At 62.9% G+C, this 16,604-nt stretch carries 13 protein-coding genes; 9 read left to right on the forward strand and 4 right to left on the reverse strand.

What is annotated here, in order from left to right:
• Positions 1–60: 60 nt before the first annotated feature.
• Positions 61–1,152: an NADH:flavin oxidoreductase/NADH oxidase gene (locus CWC48_RS22525; RefSeq protein WP_078049100.1), complete on the forward strand. Its 1,092-nt coding sequence runs from the start codon at positions 61–63 to the stop codon at positions 1,150–1,152.
• Here the strand turns inward: CWC48_RS22525 and CWC48_RS22530 are convergent.
• On the reverse strand, positions 1,143–1,832 hold the full coding sequence (locus CWC48_RS22530; protein WP_100490355.1) for an SOS response-associated peptidase: 690 nt from the start codon (positions 1,830–1,832) through the stop codon (positions 1,143–1,145). The two genes, CWC48_RS22525 and CWC48_RS22530, sit on opposite strands and share 10 nt — an antisense overlap.
• Positions 1,833–2,005: 173 nt before the next feature.
• On the opposite strand from CWC48_RS22530, the gene CWC48_RS22535 reads away from it, so the two are divergent.
• Positions 2,006–4,132, forward strand: coding sequence for a TonB-dependent siderophore receptor (locus tag CWC48_RS22535; RefSeq protein WP_100490356.1), 2,127 nt, complete (start codon positions 2,006–2,008; stop codon positions 4,130–4,132).
• Positions 4,133–4,286: 154 nt separating this feature from the next.
• Here CWC48_RS22535 and CWC48_RS22540 read toward each other — a convergent pair whose 3' ends face one another.
• On the reverse strand, positions 4,287–5,009 hold the full coding sequence (locus CWC48_RS22540; RefSeq protein ID WP_078049097.1) for a FadR/GntR family transcriptional regulator: 723 nt from the start codon (positions 5,007–5,009) through the stop codon (positions 4,287–4,289).
• 48 nt (positions 5,010–5,057) lie between these two features.
• Positions 5,058–6,794 carry an IlvD/Edd family dehydratase gene (locus CWC48_RS22545; RefSeq protein ID WP_099491878.1) on the reverse strand — a complete coding sequence of 579 codons (1,737 nt, stop codon included), beginning with the start codon at positions 6,792–6,794 and terminating at the stop codon, positions 5,058–5,060.
• A gap of 192 nt (positions 6,795–6,986) precedes the next feature.
• Here CWC48_RS22545 and CWC48_RS22550 point away from each other — a divergent pair, with 192 nt between their 5' ends.
• The 7 genes from CWC48_RS22550 to araH are packed head-to-tail and all read left to right on the forward strand — an operon-like array spanning position 6,987 to position 15,326.
• The gene (locus CWC48_RS22550; RefSeq protein ID WP_100490357.1) at positions 6,987–8,309 is read left to right on the forward strand and encodes an MFS transporter; all 1,323 of its coding nucleotides are present in this window, start codon (positions 6,987–6,989) and stop codon (positions 8,307–8,309) included.
• 15 nt (positions 8,310–8,324) lie between these two features.
• On the forward strand, positions 8,325–9,314 hold the full coding sequence (gene araD1 / locus CWC48_RS22555; protein WP_100490358.1) for an AraD1 family protein: 990 nt from the start codon (positions 8,325–8,327) through the stop codon (positions 9,312–9,314).
• An 11-nt stretch (positions 9,315–9,325) separates the two neighbouring features.
• Positions 9,326–10,906, forward strand: coding sequence for an aldehyde dehydrogenase (NADP(+)) (locus CWC48_RS22560; RefSeq protein WP_100490359.1), 1,581 nt, complete (start codon positions 9,326–9,328; stop codon positions 10,904–10,906).
• A gap of 36 nt (positions 10,907–10,942) precedes the next feature.
• Entirely contained in the window at positions 10,943–11,806 is an 864-nt protein-coding gene (locus CWC48_RS22565) for an SMP-30/gluconolactonase/LRE family protein (protein WP_100490360.1), read from the forward strand.
• A 38-nt stretch (positions 11,807–11,844) separates the two neighbouring features.
• Positions 11,845–12,849 carry a substrate-binding domain-containing protein gene (locus CWC48_RS22570; RefSeq protein WP_010211214.1) on the forward strand — a complete coding sequence of 335 codons (1,005 nt, stop codon included), beginning with the start codon at positions 11,845–11,847 and terminating at the stop codon, positions 12,847–12,849.
• Positions 12,846–14,348, forward strand: coding sequence for an L-arabinose ABC transporter ATP-binding protein AraG (araG, locus tag CWC48_RS22575; protein ID WP_100490361.1), 1,503 nt, complete (start codon positions 12,846–12,848; stop codon positions 14,346–14,348). Before CWC48_RS22570 ends, araG begins: the two co-directional genes overlap by 4 nt.
• A 9-nt stretch (positions 14,349–14,357) precedes the next feature.
• A complete protein-coding gene (araH, locus tag CWC48_RS22580) occupies positions 14,358–15,326 on the forward strand; it encodes an L-arabinose ABC transporter permease AraH (RefSeq protein ID WP_100490362.1) in 969 nt (322 codons plus the stop codon).
• Between the two features lie 113 nt (positions 15,327–15,439).
• Here araH and CWC48_RS22585 read toward each other — a convergent pair whose 3' ends face one another.
• The gene (locus CWC48_RS22585; RefSeq protein WP_100490363.1) at positions 15,440–16,588 is read right to left on the reverse strand and encodes an aldose epimerase family protein; all 1,149 of its coding nucleotides are present in this window, start codon (positions 16,586–16,588) and stop codon (positions 15,440–15,442) included.
• Positions 16,589–16,604 lie beyond the last annotated feature (16 nt).

A 16,604-nucleotide genomic window follows, 5' to 3' on the forward strand; every position in this document is an offset into this window, starting at 1 on the left:
AATACCATAGTTCGATTACCATCGAACTATCGAATCACTCACTCGCTCCTGGAGTTCTCCATGTCCGCTTTGTTCGAACCGTTCACCCTCAAAGACGTCACCCTGCGCAATCGCATCGCTATCCCGCCGATGTGCCAGTACATGGCCGAAGATGGCATCGTCAATGACTGGCACCTGGTGCACCTGGCCAGCATGGCCCGTGGCGGTGCCGGTCTGGTGGTGGTCGAAGCCACCGCCGTCGCGCCGGAAGGCCGCATCACCCCGGGCTGCGCCGGCCTCTGGAGCGATGCGCACGCCGAGGCCTTCGTGCCGATGGTCAAGGCTATCAAGGCTGCCGGCTCGGTGCCGGGCATCCAGATCGGCCACGCCGGTCGCAAGGCCAGCGCCAACCGCCCGTGGGAAGGTGACGACCATATCGCCGCCTCCGATGCCCGCAGCTGGGAAACCATCGCCCCCTCGGCCATCGCCTTCGGTGCCAACCTGCCGCAGGTGCCGCGCGCGATGACCCTGGACGACATCGCCCGGGTGCGCCAGGACTTCGTCGACGCTGCCCGCCGTGCCCGCGACGCCGGTTTCGAATGGATCGAGCTGCACTTCGCCCACGGTTACCTGGGCCAGAGCTTCTTCTCCGAACACTCCAACCAGCGCACCGACGCCTACGGTGGCAGCTTCGACAACCGCAGCCGTTTCCTCCTGGAAACCCTGGCCGCCGTGCGTGAAGTCTGGCCGGAAAACCTGCCGCTCACCGCGCGTTTCGGCGTGATCGAATACGATGGCCGCGACGAGCAGACCCTCACCGAATCCATCGAACTGGCCCGTCGTTTCAAAGCCGGTGGCCTGGACCTGCTGAGCGTCAGCGTCGGGTTCACCATCCCTGACACCAACATCCCGTGGGGCCCGGCATTCATGGGGCCGATTGCTGAGCGTGTGCGTCGTGAAGCCGGTATCCCGGTGACTTCGGCCTGGGGCTTTGGCACCCCGCAACTGGCCGAAGGCGCGTTGCAGGCCGGGCATCTGGACCTGGTATCAGTGGGCCGTGCACACCTGGCAGACCCGCATTGGGCGTACTTTGCAGCCAAGGAACTGGGGGTTGAGAAGTCGTCGTGGACCTTGCCTGCGCCTTACGCGCATTGGTTGGAACGCTATCGCTGAGGTTGATCGCCGACGGGCTCAAGCAAACCGGGCCCATCATTGCGCGTATTGCCTACCGCCGTGTCCACCCTGAACCATTCGAACACATCGCAAGGTTCTCCCTGGAACAGCACCATCTGCTCGGCCCGGCCCTTGGTTGTCGCCGGGTCCAGCCATTCACGCGCCAGTGCCGGGTTGAGCACCACCGGCCGGCGGTCGTGGATGTCGACCATGCCGCCGGCGCTGTCGGCGGTGATGATCACAAACCCATCGTGCTCGCCCGCGCCTTCATCGGCGTCGGGTAGCTGGCCGATGGCGGCGCACAGCACGGGCGCGCCGTCCCTTCGCCGTATCAGGTAAGGCTGCTTTTTCGGGCCGCCTTCATCCACCCATTCAAACCAGTTGTCCACCGGCGTTATCGCACGGTGTGGCCAGATCGCCCGGAAGAACGCACCGTGGGCGACTTTTTCGGCGCGGGCGTTGATCGGCGCTGCTCGGTCCTTGGCCCAATGCGGCCGCCAGCCCCAGCGCACGCGGTCGGCGTGCAGCACCTCGTTGTCCAGATGCAGCAGCGTCACCAGGGTGGAGGGCGCGACGTTGTAGCGGGCCTGATCGCCCGCCGAATCGGCGAGGGCATTGGGCATGCTCAAGGCCGCCACAAAATCATGAATGCCGCGGTACTGCGAAAGTCGTCCGCACATGGCTGGATCCTCCGGCTGAACCCTGAGCTTAGCCGCCACCGTGCGCACGCTTGCACAAATTTGAACATGACAAATGAGAATGCATATCAATGGTGTGAAAGTTGGTATACCCTGCGCCGCACAAAAATTGGCAGATATGCCGCTCCATCTGGCTCTTTCACTAGGTTCATCTCATGCGTCGTACCCTGGTTTCCGTGTGTGTGCTTCAAGCGTTTTCCCCTTTGAGCTGGGCGCAGCTCGAGCCGGTTGAAAGAGCCACGATCGAGCTGCAAGCCACCAGCATCACCGGCACTGCCGATTATGAAACCGCCCAGGGACCGGTGCAGGGCTACCACGCCACCCGCTCGGCTAGTGCGACGCGCACCGACACCTCGATCCACGAAACCCCGCAGTCCATCAGTGTGGTGTCCAAGGCGGTGGTCGAGGACATCGGCGCCACCCGCCTGCAAGACGCCCTGGACTATGCCGGCGGCGTTGGCCGTGCCAACAACTTCGGCGGGCAAGGGCTCACCACCTTCACTGTGCGCGGCTTTACCACGGGCGAGTTCTACCGCAATGGTTTCCCGATCAACCGCGGCTATCCGAACATGCCCGACGCCAACACCATTGAACGTCTGGAAGTCCTGCGCGGCCCGGCAACCATGCTCTATGGCCGGGGCGATCCTGGCGGTACCTTCAACGTGGTGTCCAAGCAGCCATTGGCCGAGCCGACCGTGACCCTCGGCAGCCAGCTGGATGACCAGGGCATGCAGCGCGCCACACTCGACGCATCGGGCCCTTTGGACGAACAGGGCCGCCTGGCCTATCGCCTGAACGTGGTGGGCGAGGGCGGCGACACCTTCCGTGATCATGTGGAAACCGAACGCTACGGCGTGACCCCGGTCATCACCTGGCAAGCCACCGATGCCACCAAGGTGATCTTCGAAGGTGATTTCATGCGCAATAATCACCCGCTGGACCGTGGCCTGACACGTTACCCGAATCAAAAGGGTACGCCGTCGCGCGACACCTTCTGGGGCGACAAAGACGTCGGCAAATTGCACAATGACAACAGCATGGCCCAGCTGCGTTTCGAACACCTGCTCAATGACAACTGGACCCTGGGCGGCGGTTTCCAATGGCTGGACGGCACCCTGCAAGGTAACGCCATCGAAGCCAACGGCCTGGCTGCTGACGGCCGCACCCTGGGTCGCAACTTCAACTACCGCAAGCTGGAGTGGACCGACAAAGATACCCAGCTCAACCTCACCGGGCATTTTTCCACGGCCGGCTTCGATCACACCCTGCTCACCGGCGTCGAGTTCGAAGACTACGATTACAAGTCGATCATCCAGCGCTCCAGCGGCGCGGTGGGCGCTTATGCCATCGACATCTTCAACCCGGTCTACGGCCAGGCGCGCCCGGCGCTCACGCGCACGCCGACCCATGACAAGGAAAACCTCAAGACCTACGCCGCGTTCGTCCAGGACCAGGTGGCCCTCACCGAACGCCTCAAAGTGCTGGCCGGCGCACGCTTCGAACGCTTCGAACACGACTACCACACTTACGTACCAGGCGGTAAAAGCTGGGAAGCCAGCGACAATGCAGTCACCCCCCGCGTTGGCGTGATTTACGACCTCACCGACACCGTCGCGGTGTACGCCGACGCCGCGCGCTCGTTCAAGCCCAACACTGGTGCCAGCCGCCAGGGCGGCGGTTTTGAGCCGGAGAAAGGCAAGTCCTATGAGATGGGTATCAAGTGGGAAGCCCTCGATCGCCAGTTGAGCGTCGACGCAGCGATCTACCAGATCGAGAAGAAAAACGTGCTCACCACCGACCCCCTGGACTCCACCTTCAGCGTCGCCGCCGGCCAGGTACGCAGCCGCGGATTGGACCTGAATGTGGCAGGCAACATCACCCCCGAGTGGCGCGTGATCGGTGGGTATGCCTACGTCGACGCCGAAGTCACCAAGGACAACACCCTGCGCACTGGCACGCGCTTGCTGAACATCCCGCGCAACAGCTTCAGCTTGCTCAACGTCTATGAATTCCAGGACGGCACGCTGAAAGGCCTGGGCTTGGGGGCCGGCGCTAAATACGTGGATGAGCGCGCCGGGCAGACGTCGAACACGGCATTCTCGATGGACGCCTACACCGTGGTCGACCTGCTCGGCTACTACAAGGTCAACGACAAGGTACGGCTGAACCTGGACGTGAAAAACCTGTTCAATCGCGAGTATGAAGAGGGAGCGTTCGGCAACGTGTATGCCTACCCAGGCGAACCCCGCACCGTTCAGGTGGGGATCGCCTACACCCTATAAGGCGTACTCGGGTAAACCTGTGGGAGCGGGCTTGCTCGCGAATGCGGTGTGTCAGCCAATACATTCAGTGACTGACACCCTGCATTCGTGAGCAAGCCCGCTCCCACATTTTGAATCGGTGTTCACCTGATAGCGCGTGGTTTTGGCCTGGCGCTCAGAGCGGCGTGAGCACATTCATCACCGTATCCAGCGCCACCCGCGTGTCATCCAATTGCACCAGCGACGCGTGCCGCGCGCCCAGGGCGTCGCGGTTCTGGATTGCGGTGAGGATCGCCTTGTGCCGGGGCAGGCTCAGGCCCTGGATGTCCGGGCGGCGGTTAGTGATGTTGATCGACTCACGCAACGGCAGCGACAGCATGTTGCACATGTAGGCCAGCAGGTCGTTGCGGGTGGCGTCGGCAATGGCGCGGTGGAAGTCCAGGTCGGCCTGTAGCAGCTGTTCGTGGGTCTGCGCGGTTTCCATGCCCAGGTAGGCTTGTTCGATGGTCGCGATGTCTTCATCGGTGGCGGTGGTCGCGGCCATGGCGGCGATCTCCGGTTCGAGGATGCGCCGCACCCCGGCCAGGGTGTTGAAGAATTCGCTGTGGGGCGTGGACTGCATCAACCAGGACAGCACGTCCGGGTCGAGCAGGTGCCATTTCAACCGAGGCCGCACCACCGCGCCCACCCGTGGCTTGGAATACACCAGGCCCTTGGCACTGAGCACGCGGGTAGCCTCACGCAACACCGAGCGGCTGACCTGGTACTCCTCGCAGAGCGTGGCCTCCATGGGCAGCCGTTCTTCAGGCTTGAAGCGACCGGAAACGATGTGCATGCCCAAGTCCTGAACGATCTGGGCATGCTGGCTCTTGCGCGGCTTGGGCGGCTGGTGATCCATGACTACGGGGAGGCTCTGGCTTGAATTCGCAGCATCATAGCATCCCAATTAGTGGGAATGCCGGGGGACTTCAGCCCCTCGGCAGCCCACCAGGAAGTCAAAGTCGCAGCCCTGGTCGGCCTGCAGCACATGGTCGATGTACAGCTGGCGATAGCCGCCGACAATGAGGTTCTGTGGGGGCGCCAGGTCAGCCATGCGTGCTGCCAGCTCTGCGTCGGGAATGTCCAGGTGCAGGCGGCCGTTGGCGCAGTCCAGTTCGATCCAGTCACCTTCCTGCACCGTGGCCAACGGCCCGCCGGCAGCGGCTTCCGGCGCCACATGCAACACCACCGTGCCGTACGCGGTGCCGCTCATGCGTGCATCGGAAATCCGCACCATGTCCGTCACGCCCTGGGCCAACAGCTTGGCGGGCAAGCCCATGTTGCCGACTTCGGCCATGCCTGGGTAACCCTTGGGGCCGCAGTTTTTCATGACCAGGATCGAGTTGGCGTCGACGTCCAGCTCCGGGTCGTTGATGCGCGCCTTGTACATGTCGAAGTTCTCGAACACCACTGCGCGGCCTCGGTGCTGCATCAGTGCCGGGCTGGCGGCTGACGGCTTGAGAACCGCACCCAGCGGCGCCAGGTTGCCGCGCAATACACAAATGCCGCCGTCGGCGCGGATTGGGTTGTCGAGGGTGCGGATCACCTCGTCCTGGCCATAGATCGGCGAGTCCTGGGTGTTCTCGCCCAGGGACTTGCCGTTCACGGTCAGGGCGTTCGGGTGCGGGATCAGGTTGGCTTCACCGAGACGGCGCAGCACGGCGGGCAGGCCACCGGCGTAGTAGAACTCTTCCATCAGGAAGCGCCCCGAGGGTTGCAGGTCGACAATGGTCGGCATGCCACGGCCAATGCGGGTCCAGTCATCCAGGTCGAGTTCGACGCCGATGCGCCCGGCGATGGCTTTGAGGTGGATCACCGCGTTGGTCGAACCGCCGATGGCCGCATTCACACGGATCGCGTTTTCGAACGCTTCCTTGGTGAGAATCTTCGACAGCTTCAAGTCTTCGCGCACCATCTCGACCGCACGCATGCCCGACATATGCGCCAGCACATAGCGCCGCGCATCCACTGCCGGGATCGCGGCGTTGTGGGGCAGGGAAGTGCCCAATGCCTCGGCCATGCACGCCATGGTCGAGGCGGTGCCCATGGTGTTGCAGGTGCCTGCCGAACGCGACATGCCGCCCTCGGCCGCGAGGAAATCATCCAGCGTGATGGTGCCAGCCTTGACCTGCTCGCTGAGCTGCCACACCACCGTGCCCGAGCCAATGTCCTGGCCCTTGTGCTTGCCGTTGAGCATCGGCCCGCCGGTCACGACGATGGCCGGCACGTCGCAGCTGGCCGCGCCCATCAGCAGCGCGGGGGTGGTCTTGTCGCAGCCAGTCAGCAACACCACGCCGTCAATCGGGTTGCCACGAATCGCCTCTTCCACGTCCATGCTTGCCAGGTTGCGGGTCAGCATCGCGGTAGGGCGCAGGTTCGACTCGCCGTTGGAGAACACCGGGAATTCCACCGGGAAGCCACCGGCCTCGATCACGCCGCGTTTGACGTGCTCGGCAATCTGGCGGAAATGCGCGTTGCACGGGGTCAGCTCCGACCAGGTATTGCAGATGCCGATGATCGGCTTGCCATGGAACTGATGGTCGGCAATGCCCTGGTTCTTCATCCAGCTGCGGTACATGAAGCCGTTCTTGTCGGCGGTACCAAACCACTGGGCAGAGCGTAGGCCGGGCTTTTTATCAGGCATGATCGATTCTCTTATTGTATGACTATATGTTCTATGCGTGCTTAAACATAAGCGCAAAATCGATGCTTTGGAAGAGTTGTTTTGCAAATAGTCATACTATATAGTCGGTCTTCACTGAGGTATGGCCCTGGCGGATTTTCGCGAGAGGCGTCCCCCGAGCTTCTATAAAAACAACAATCGGAGATCGACCCCATGAGCCAGGAACTGCGGCTTATTCGGCGCATCACGCTGAAACTGATTCCCTTCCTGATCCTGCTGTACCTGATCGCCTACGTGGACCGCTCCGCCGTGGGCTTCGCCAAGTTGCACATGGGCGCTGACGTCGGCATCGGCGACGCCGCCTATGGCCTGGGTGCGGGGTTGTTCTTCATTGGCTACTTCCTGTTCGAGATCCCCAGCAACCTGATGCTCGACCGCTTCGGCGCGCGGCGTTGGTTTGCACGCATCATGATCACCTGGGGCGCCATCACCATCGGCATGGCGTTCGTGCAAGGGCCGCACAGCTTCTATGTCATGCGCTTTTTGCTCGGCGCGGCGGAGGCGGGGTTCTTTCCGGGCGTGCTGTACTACATCACCCAATGGTTCCCGGTGCGCCATCGCGGCAAGATCCTTGGGCTGTTTATCCTCTCGCAACCCATCGCGATGATGATCACCGGCCCGGTGTCCGGTGGTTTGCTGGGCATGGACGGCATCCTTGGCCTGCACGGCTGGCAGTGGCTGTTCATCGTGATCGGCACCCCGGCGATCCTGCTGACCTGGCCCGTGCTGCGCTATTTGCCGGACGGCCCCAAGCAGGTCACCTGGATGAGCGACGACGAAAAGGCCTGGCTCACCGGCGAACTCGCCAAAGACCTGCAAGCCTACGGGCAGACCCGCCATGGCAACCCGCTGCATGCGTTGAAAGACAAACGCGTGTTGTTGCTGGCGCTGTTCTACTTGCCGGTGACCCTGAGCATCTACGGCCTGGGCCTGTGGCTGCCGACCCTGATCAAACAGTTCGGCGGCACTGACCTGGTCACCGGCTTTATCTCGGCCGTGCCGTATATCTTCGGCATCATCGGCCTGCTGATTATCCCGCGCAGTTCCGACCGCCTCAACGACCGCTACGGCCACCTCGCAGTGCTTTATGTACTGGGCGCCATCGGCCTGTTCTTCAGCGCCTGGCTCAGTGTGCCGATGCTGCAAATGGCCGCGTTGTGCCTGGCGGCGTTTGCCCTGTTTTCCTGCACGGCGGTGTTCTGGACCTTGCCGGGGCGTTTCTTCGCGGGTGCCAGTGCGGCGGCGGGCATTGCCTTGATCAACTCGGTGGGCAACCTCGGTGGCTATATCGGCCCGTTCGTGATCGGCGCGCTCAAGGAATACACCGGCAACCTGGCGTCGGGCTTGTACTTTTTGTCCGGGGTGATGGTGTTCGGGCTGGTGCTGACTTGGGTGGTCTACCACCTGCTGGAGCGCAAGCATGTGCTGCCTGCCGACCAATTCGCCGCCAGTGCCCGTGGCGCCACACGTACTTAATCCAGGAGAAATGGCATGCGTTTAGTTCAGTTCGAGTTGCGTAATGGCGAGCGTCGCGTCGGCGTGGTCGATGGCACCAAGCTGCGCGAAGTCAGCACGGCCCGCAGCGTGCGTGAGTTGGCCCTGGCAGCCATCGAGGCGGGCGTCGGCCTGGCGCAACAGGTGGACAGCCTGGGCCTGGGCGACAGCTACGACTACGCGACATTGCTGGCCGACCTGAAGATCCTGCCGCCGCTGGACCACCCGGACCCGGCCCATATGCTGATCAGTGGCACCGGCCTGACTCACCTGGGCAGCGCCTCGGCGCGTGACAAGATGCACCAGGCCGGTGACGACACCGCGCTGACCGACACCATGCGCATCTTCAAATGGGGCGTGGAGGGCGGCAAGCCCGCGGCTGGCCAGGCGGGCGTGCAGCCCGAGTGGTTCTACAAAGGCGACGGCAGCATCGTCGTGCGTCCCGGCGCGGCCTTCCCGGTGCCACCGTTTGCCGAGGATGCCGGTGAAGAACCGGAAATCGGTGGCCTCTACGTCATCGGGCCGGACAGCAAGCCCTATCGCGTCGGTTTTGCAGTGGGCAATGAATTCTCCGACCACGTGATGGAACGCAAGAACTACCTGTACCTGGCCCATTCCAAATTGCGCAGTTGCAGCTATGGCCCGGAGTTGCGCGTGGGCGAGTTGCCCCAGCACCTGGCGGGCACCAGCCGTCTCTTGCGTAACGGTGAGGAAATCTGGCGGAACGAATTCCTCAGCGGCGAGGCCAATATGTGCCACAGCCTGGAAAACCTTGAATACCACCACTTCAAATACCGCCAGTTCCTCAAGCCGGGCGATGTGCACATCCACTTTTTCGGCACCGCCACGCTGTCATTTGCCGACGGTATACGTACCCAGGCCGGCGATGTGTTCGAGATCAGCCAGGCCGAGTTCGGCGCGCCGCTGGTCAACCGTGTCGGCAGCAGCGAGGCGGCCTTCGAGCCCGGCGACGTCATCACCCTTTAAAGGAGATCCCCATGACCCAGTACCTCGGCCACAACTACATCGGCGGCCAGCGCAGCGCCAATGGCAGCGTCACGTTGCAAAGCCTCGACGCGACCACCGGCGAAGCCTTGCCCCAGGCGTTCTACCAGGCCACACCACAAGAGGTTGACGCCGCCGCCACGGCTGCCGCTGCGGCATACCCTGCTTACCGCGCCTTGAGTGCATCGCGTCGCGCGCAGTTCCTCGACGCAGTGGCCGACGAGCTGGACGCGCTGGGGGATGATTTTGTCGAGCTGGTGTGCCGCGAAACCGCGCTGCCGGCTGCACGTATCAAGGGTGAACGTGGGCGCACCAGCGGCCAGATGCGCCTGTTCGCCACGGTATTGCGTCGCGGTGATTTCTACGGCGCGCGCATCGACAAGGCGTTGCCCGACCGTCAACCGCTGCCACGCCCGGATTTGCGTCAGTACCGCATCGGCCTGGGGCCTGTCGCCGTGTTTGGCGCGAGCAACTTCCCTCTGGCGTTTTCCACTGCGGGCGGCGACACCGCCGCCGCGCTGGCGGCTGGCTGCCCGGTGGTGTTCAAGGCTCACAGCGGGCATATGGCGACGGCGGAACGCGTCGCCGATGCGATCATCCGTGCGGCCGAGGCCACCGAGATGCCGGCCGGCGTGTTCAATATGATCTTTGGCGGTGGCGTCGGTGAAGCACTGGTCAAGCACCCGGCCATCCAGGCGGTCGGCTTTACCGGCTCGCTCAAGGGTGGCCGTGCACTGTGTGACATGGCGGCGGCACGCCCGCAGCCGATCCCGGTGTTCGCCGAGATGTCGAGCATCAATCCGGTGATCGTGCTGCCCCAGGCATTGACCGCGCGGGCCGACACCGTGGCACGCGACCTGACCGCGTCGGTGGTGCAAGGCTGCGGCCAGTTCTGCACCAACCCCGGCCTGGTGATCGGCATTGCTTCGCCAGCCTTCACCGCGTTCACCCAGCAGGTCGCCCAACTGATCGGCGACCAACCACCGCAGACCATGCTGAACGCCGGCACCCTGGTCAGCTATGGCAAGGGCCTGGAAAAACTCCTGGCGCACCCTGGCATCCAGCACCTGGCGGGCAGCCAGCAGGCCGGCAACCAAGCGCAACCGCAGGTGTTCAAGGCTGACGTGCGCCTGTTGATCGAGGGCGATGAAGTGCTGCAGGAAGAAGTGTTCGGCCCCACCACGGTGTTTGTCGAAGTCGCCGACCAGGCCCAACTCAGCGCGGCGTTGCACGGCCTGCACGGCCAACTCACGGCGACAATCATTGGCGAGCCGGCCGACTTGCAGCAGTTCGCGGAACTCACGCCACTGCTGGAACAGAAAGTCGGGCGCATCCTGCTCAATGGCTACCCAACCGGCGTGGAAGTCTGCGATTCGATGGTGCACGGCGGGCCGTACCCGGCCACTTCGGATGCCCGTGGTACCTCGGTGGGTACCTTGGCCATCGACCGTTTCCTGCGCCCCGTGTGCTTCCAGAACTACCCTGATAGCCTGCTGCCCGACGCGTTGAAAAACGCCAACCCGTTGCGTATCCAGCGGCTGGTGGATGGCACGCCATCTCGCGACCCGCTGTAACGCGCACCTGAGAGCAATAAGAATCCAGGAGGCATCATGTCGTGTATCGCCGTTACCCCGCACCGTGCGCAGTTGGGCGAGGGTCCGTTCTGGGATGCGCCCACCCAGGCACTGTACTGGGTGAATATCGCCGGCAAGCAGGCGCTGCGCCTGATGGGCGGGCAGTTGCAGGTGTGGCAGTTGCCGGAGCATGTCTCGGCGTTCATCCCGTGTGAAAGCGGCGATGCCCTGGTGACCTTGAGCAGCGGCGTGTATCGCCTTGACCTCGTCACCGAAGCCCTGACCCTGCTGTGCGTGGCCGACCCGCAAGCGGGCAACCGTGGCAACGAAGCACGCTGCGATGCCCAAGGCCGCCTGTGGCTGGGCACCATGCAGAACAACATTGGCGAGCAGGGTGAAGACCTGCACATTACCCAGCGTTCCGGCGGCCTGTTTCGCATTGATGCGGATGCGCAGGTCACGCCGTTGCTCAGCGGCCTGGGCATTCCCAACACCTTGCTGTGGAGTGATGACGGCCGCCAGGTGCATTTTGGCGACAGCCTGGACGGCACGCTGTACCGGCACGCTATCAGGCCAGACGGCCAGCTCGACTCTGCGCAGACGTGGTTCGGCCCGCACCCGCGCGGCGGGCCGGACGGCTCGGCGATGGACGTTGAAGGCTACCTCTGGAACGCCCGCTGGGACGGCAGCTGCCTGTTGCGCCTGACCCCGGACGGTGAAGTCGACCGCATTATCGAGCTGCCCGTCAGCCGTCCCACCAGTTGCGTGTTTGGTGGCCCGAACCTCACCACCCTCTACATCACCAGCGCCGCCAGCCCCTTGGATCACCCCTGGGACGGTGCGGTATTGGCCATGGAAGTAGATGTACCTGGAAAACCCTGTCATCGCTTTGCCGGATAAACCCAAGACTTAAAAAACAACAACAAGGAGTCACCCGTATGAATCGTCGTCGTGGTTTGCGTTCCCTGTGCTGCGCCGCTGTGGCGGTCTCGGCCATGAGCTTGAGCGGGCTGTTGCTGGCCGCTGAGGAAGTGAAGATCGGTTTCCTGGTCAAGCAGGCTGAGGAACCGTGGTTCCAGACCGAATGGGCCTTCGCCGAAAAAGCCGGCAAGGAGCATGGTTTCACCGTGATCAAGATCGCCGTGCCGGATGGTGAGAAGACCCTGTCGGCTATCGACAGCCTGGCCGCCAACGGTGCCAAGGGCTTTGTGATCTGCCCGCCGGACGTGTCCCTCGGCCCGGCCATTGTCGCCAAGGCCAAGGCCAACGGCCTGAAAGTGATTGCCGTAGATGACCGGTTCGTCGATGCCAAAGGCAACTTCATGGAAGACGTGCCGTACCTGGGCATGGCGGCTTTTGAAGTCGGCCAGAAGCAGGGCGCCGCGATGGCCGCCGAAGCGAAAAAGCGCGGCTGGGACTGGAAGGACACCTACGCGGTGATCAACACCTTCAACGAACTCGACACCGGTAAAAAACGCACCGACGGCTCGGTCAAATCCCTGGAAGAAGCGGGTATCCCCAAGGACCATATTCTGTTCACCGCCGCCAAGACCCTCGACGTACCCGGCAGCATGGACGCCACCAACTCCGCCCTGGTCAAGCTGCCCAGCGGCGCGAAAAACCTGATCATCGGCGGCATGAACGACAACACCGTACTGGGCGGCGTACGCGCCACCGAAAGCGCCGGCTTCAAGGCCGCCAACGTGATCGGCATTGGCATCAATGGCACCGACGCCATCGGCGAATTGAAGAAACCCAGCAGCGGCTTCTTCGGCTCGATGCTGCCAAGCCCGCATATCGAGGGCTATAACACCGCGCTGATGATGTACGAGTGGGTGACCAAGGGCACCGAGCCTGCCAAGTACACTGCCATGGACGAAGTGACCCTCATCACCCGTGAGAACTTCCAGGCAGAGCTGACCAAGATCGGGCTGTGGCAATGACGGCTGCCGCCCTGCGGTTTGACGGCATCGGCAAAACCTTTCCTGGGGTCAAGGCGCTGGATGGCATCAGCTTCAGCGCCCACCCAGGGCAGGTGCACGCGCTGATGGGCGAGAACGGCGCGGGCAAGTCGACGCTGCTGAAGATCCTCGGTGGCGCCTACATTCCCAGCAGCGGCACACTGCAGATCGGCGACCAGACCATGGCTTTCCGAAACGCCGCCGACAGCATTGCCAGCGGCGTGGCGGTGATCCACCAAGAGTTGCACCTGGTGCCGGAAATGACCGTGGCCGAGAACCTGTTCCTCGGCCACTTGCCCTCGCGTTTTGGCGTGGTCAACCGCGGCCTGCTGCGCCAGCAGGCACTGGCCTGCCTCAAGGGCCTGGCGGATGAAATCGACCCCGATGAAAAGCTCGGGCGCCTGTCCCTGGGCCAGCGCCAACTGGTGGAAATCGCCAAGGCGCTGTCCCGTGGTGCTCACGTGATTGCGTTCGACGAACCCACCAGCAGCCTCTCGGCGCGGGAGATCGACCGCTTGATGGCGATCATCACGCGCCTGCGCGATGAGGGCAAAGTGGTGCTCTATGTCTCCCATCGCATGGAAGAGGTGTTTCGCATTTGCGACGCGGTGACCGTGTTCAAGGACGGCCGCTACGTGCGCACCTTCGACGACATGAGCGCGCTGACCCACGACCAGTTGGTGACGTGCATGGTTGGCCGCGATATCCAGGACATCTACGACTACCGGCCGCGTGAGCAGGGCGAGGTCGCGCTCAAGGTCGAGGGTTTGCTCGGTCCAGGGTTGCGTGAGCCGGTCAGCCTGAGCGTCCACAAGGGCGAGATTCTCGGCCTGTTTGGATTGGTCGGGGCAGGGCGCACGGAGCTGTTTCGGCTGCTGAGCGGTTTGACCCGCAGTACCGCAGGTACCCTTCAGCTCTGCGGCCAGACACTGCAGCTGCAGTCACCCCGCGACGCCATCGCTGCCGGCGTATTGCTGTGCCCGGAAGACCGCAAGAAGGAAGGCATCATCCCGCTGTCCAGCGTGGCAGAGAACATCAATATCAGTGCTCGCGGTGCTCATTCCAGGTTTGGCTGGCTGCTGCGCGACGGTTGGGAAAAGCGCAACGCCGACCAGCAGATCCAGGCCATGAAGGTCAAGACGCCCAACGCAGCGCAAAAGATCATGTACCTCTCCGGGGGCAATCAGCAGAAGGCCATTCTCGGCCGCTGGCTGTCGATGCCGATGAAAGTCTTGCTGCTGGACGAGCCGACCCGTGGCATCGACATCGGCGCCAAGGCCGAGATCTACCAGATCATTCATAACCTCGCCGCCCAGGGCATTGCGGTGATCGTGGTGTCCAGCGACCTGATGGAAGTGATGGGCATCTCCGACCGTATCCTGGTGCTGTGCGAAGGCGCCTTGCGGGGTGAACAGACCCGTGAGCACGCCACCGAATCCAACTTGCTGCAACTGGCCTTGCCGCGCAGCGTGGCGAACTGAGAGACCCCTATGACCACTCAACACAACGTGCTGCCCACCGCGCGCAAGCCCCTGGACCTGCGCGCACTGCTGGACAACTGGGCGATGCTGCTGGCCGCCGTGAGCATCTTTTTGCTGTGCGCCTTGCTGATCGATAACTTCCTTTCACCGCTGAACATGCGCGGGCTGGGGCTGGCGATTTCCACCGTGGGCATTGCCGCCTGCACCATGCTGTTCTGCCTGGCGTCGGGGCATTTCGACCTGTCAGTGGGCTCGGTGATTGCCTGCGCCGGCGTGGTGGCGGCGATCGTGATGCGTGACACCGACAGCGTCATGCTCGGCATTGGCGCCGCCTTGCTGATGGGCCTGCTGGTGGGGCTGATCAACGGCATTGTGATCGCCAAGCTGCGGGTCAATGCACTGATCACTACCCTGGCGACCATGCAGATCGTGCGTGGCCTGGCGTACATCTTCGCCAATGGCAAGGCGGTGGGCGTGTCCCAGGATCAGTTCTTTATCTTTGGCAACGGCCAGTTGCTCGGTGTGCCGGTGCCGATCCTGATCACTGTGCTGTGCTTCCTGTTCTTTGGCTGGCTGCTCAACTACACCACCTATGGGCGCAACACCATGGCCATCGGCGGCAACCCGGAAGCGGCCTTGCTGGCCGGGGTGAACGTGGACCGCACCAAGATCCTGATCTTCGCCGTGCATGGCGTGATCGGTGCCTTGGCCGGGGTGATCCTGGCCTCGCGCATGACCTCCGGCCAGCCCATGATCGGCCAGGGCTTCGAGCTGACGGTGATCTCGGCGTGCGTGCTCGGCGGGGTATCGCTGAGCGGCGGGGTAGGGATGATCCGCCACGTGATCGCCGGGGTGCTGATTTTGGCGATCATCGAGAATGCGATGAACCTGAAGAATATCGACACGTTCTACCAGTACGTGATCCGGGGATCGATCCTGCTCCTGGCCGTGGTCATCGACCGCATGAAACAACGCTGAGTCATGCCATGTGAACACTAAATGTGGGAGCGGGCTTGCTCGCGAATACGGAGTGTCAGACCCGAATGAGTTGACTGACACGGCGCATTCGCGAGCAAGCCCGCTCCCACAGTTTAGTCGGTGGTGAATTTGAAGATTGTGTTCTGGGTGTAGGTCTGCCCTGGATTCAGGCGGGTAGACGCGAACTTCGGCTGATTAGGCGCATCCGGAAAATGCTGGGTCTCCAGCGTAAAACCGCTCCAGTGCAGATAGGTCTTCCCAGCCTTGCCCTTCACCGACCCATCCAGGAAGTTACTGGTATAGAACTGCACCCCAGGCTCGGTGGTAAACAGCTGCAACCGCCGCCCGGACGCAGGATCGTGAACCTCGGCCGCCAACTGCTTCACATCACCTTGGGTGTCCAGCGCCCAGTTGAAGTCGAACCCACCCTGTTTCGGCTCGGCGAACTTGAGCTGCGGGTGATCGTCCTTGATGTGCTGGCCGATCGGCGTGGGTTTGAGAAAGTCCATCGGCGTGCCTTTGACGGGCGCCAGTTCGCCGGTGGGAATCAGCGTCGCGTTCACCGGCGTGTAGTGGCTGGCATGCAAGGTCGCGACCTGCTTGAGGATGTCGCCATTGCCCGCGCCGGCCAGGTTGAAGTAGCTGTGGTTGGTGAGGTTGAGCACCGTCGGTTTGTCGGTGGTGGCGCTGTAGTCGATGTGCAGTTCGTTGTTGTCGTTGAGGCGGTAGGTGACTTCGGTCTTCAGGTTGCCGGGGAAGCCCATTTCGCCGTCCTTGGACAGGTAGGTGAGGGTCACGCCGACCGAGTCCTTGGCCTTGACCGGCGTGGCTTTCCACACCCGCTTGTCGAAGCCCTGGGCGCCGCCATGCAGCGAGTTGGGGCCGTCGTTGAGTGGCACCTGGTAGCGTTTGCCGTCGAGTTCGAAGGCGCCGCCGGCCAGGCGGTTGCCGAAACGGCCGATGGTCGCGCCGAAGAACGCCGTACCGCTCTGATAGCCTTGCACGTCGTCAAAGCCCAGCACCACGTCGTCGAGCTTGCCGTGTTTGTCTGGCACTTTCAGCGACTGCAACACGCCGCCGTAGGTGATCACCGTGGCTTGCATGCCATGGCTGTTACGCAGGATGTACTGCTCGACGGCGGTGCCGTCATTGGTTTTACCGAACGGTTTGTGTTCGCTGGTAAGGCCCGCCGCCTGGGCGCCGCCGCTGGCGACCAGCATGGACAGGGCGAGGCCCGAAAGCAGGTAACGAGGGTGCTTCATGGTCGAACTTCCTTTT

It is taken from the genome of Pseudomonas sp. S10E 269 (assembly GCF_002798465.1).
GTDB classification, from domain to species: Bacteria; Pseudomonadota; Gammaproteobacteria; order Pseudomonadales; family Pseudomonadaceae; genus Aquipseudomonas; species Aquipseudomonas pergaminensis.

What these genes read in the sequence shown, in the direction of transcription:
- CWC48_RS22525 (WP_078049100.1), top strand. Translation starts at nt 61, where the DNA reads ATGTCCGCTTTGTTCGAACCGTTCACCCTCAAAGACGTCACCCTGCGC.
- CWC48_RS22530 (WP_100490355.1), bottom strand. Translation starts at nt 1,832, where the DNA reads ATGTGCGGACGACTTTCGCAGTACCGCGGCATTCATGATTTTGTGGCG.
- CWC48_RS22535 (WP_100490356.1), top strand. Translation starts at nt 2,006, where the DNA reads ATGCGTCGTACCCTGGTTTCCGTGTGTGTGCTTCAAGCGTTTTCCCCT.
- CWC48_RS22540 (WP_078049097.1), bottom strand. Translation starts at nt 5,009, where the DNA reads ATGGATCACCAGCCGCCCAAGCCGCGCAAGAGCCAGCATGCCCAGATC.
- CWC48_RS22545 (WP_099491878.1), bottom strand. Translation starts at nt 6,794, where the DNA reads ATGCCTGATAAAAAGCCCGGCCTACGCTCTGCCCAGTGGTTTGGTACC.
- CWC48_RS22550 (WP_100490357.1), top strand. Translation starts at nt 6,987, where the DNA reads ATGAGCCAGGAACTGCGGCTTATTCGGCGCATCACGCTGAAACTGATT.
- araD1 (WP_100490358.1), top strand. Translation starts at nt 8,325, where the DNA reads ATGCGTTTAGTTCAGTTCGAGTTGCGTAATGGCGAGCGTCGCGTCGGC.
- CWC48_RS22560 (WP_100490359.1), top strand. Translation starts at nt 9,326, where the DNA reads ATGACCCAGTACCTCGGCCACAACTACATCGGCGGCCAGCGCAGCGCC.
- CWC48_RS22565 (WP_100490360.1), top strand. Translation starts at nt 10,943, where the DNA reads ATGTCGTGTATCGCCGTTACCCCGCACCGTGCGCAGTTGGGCGAGGGT.
- CWC48_RS22570 (WP_010211214.1), top strand. Translation starts at nt 11,845, where the DNA reads ATGAATCGTCGTCGTGGTTTGCGTTCCCTGTGCTGCGCCGCTGTGGCG.
- araG (WP_100490361.1), top strand. Translation starts at nt 12,846, where the DNA reads ATGACGGCTGCCGCCCTGCGGTTTGACGGCATCGGCAAAACCTTTCCT.
- araH (WP_100490362.1), top strand. Translation starts at nt 14,358, where the DNA reads ATGACCACTCAACACAACGTGCTGCCCACCGCGCGCAAGCCCCTGGAC.
- CWC48_RS22585 (WP_100490363.1), bottom strand. Translation starts at nt 16,588, where the DNA reads ATGAAGCACCCTCGTTACCTGCTTTCGGGCCTCGCCCTGTCCATGCTG.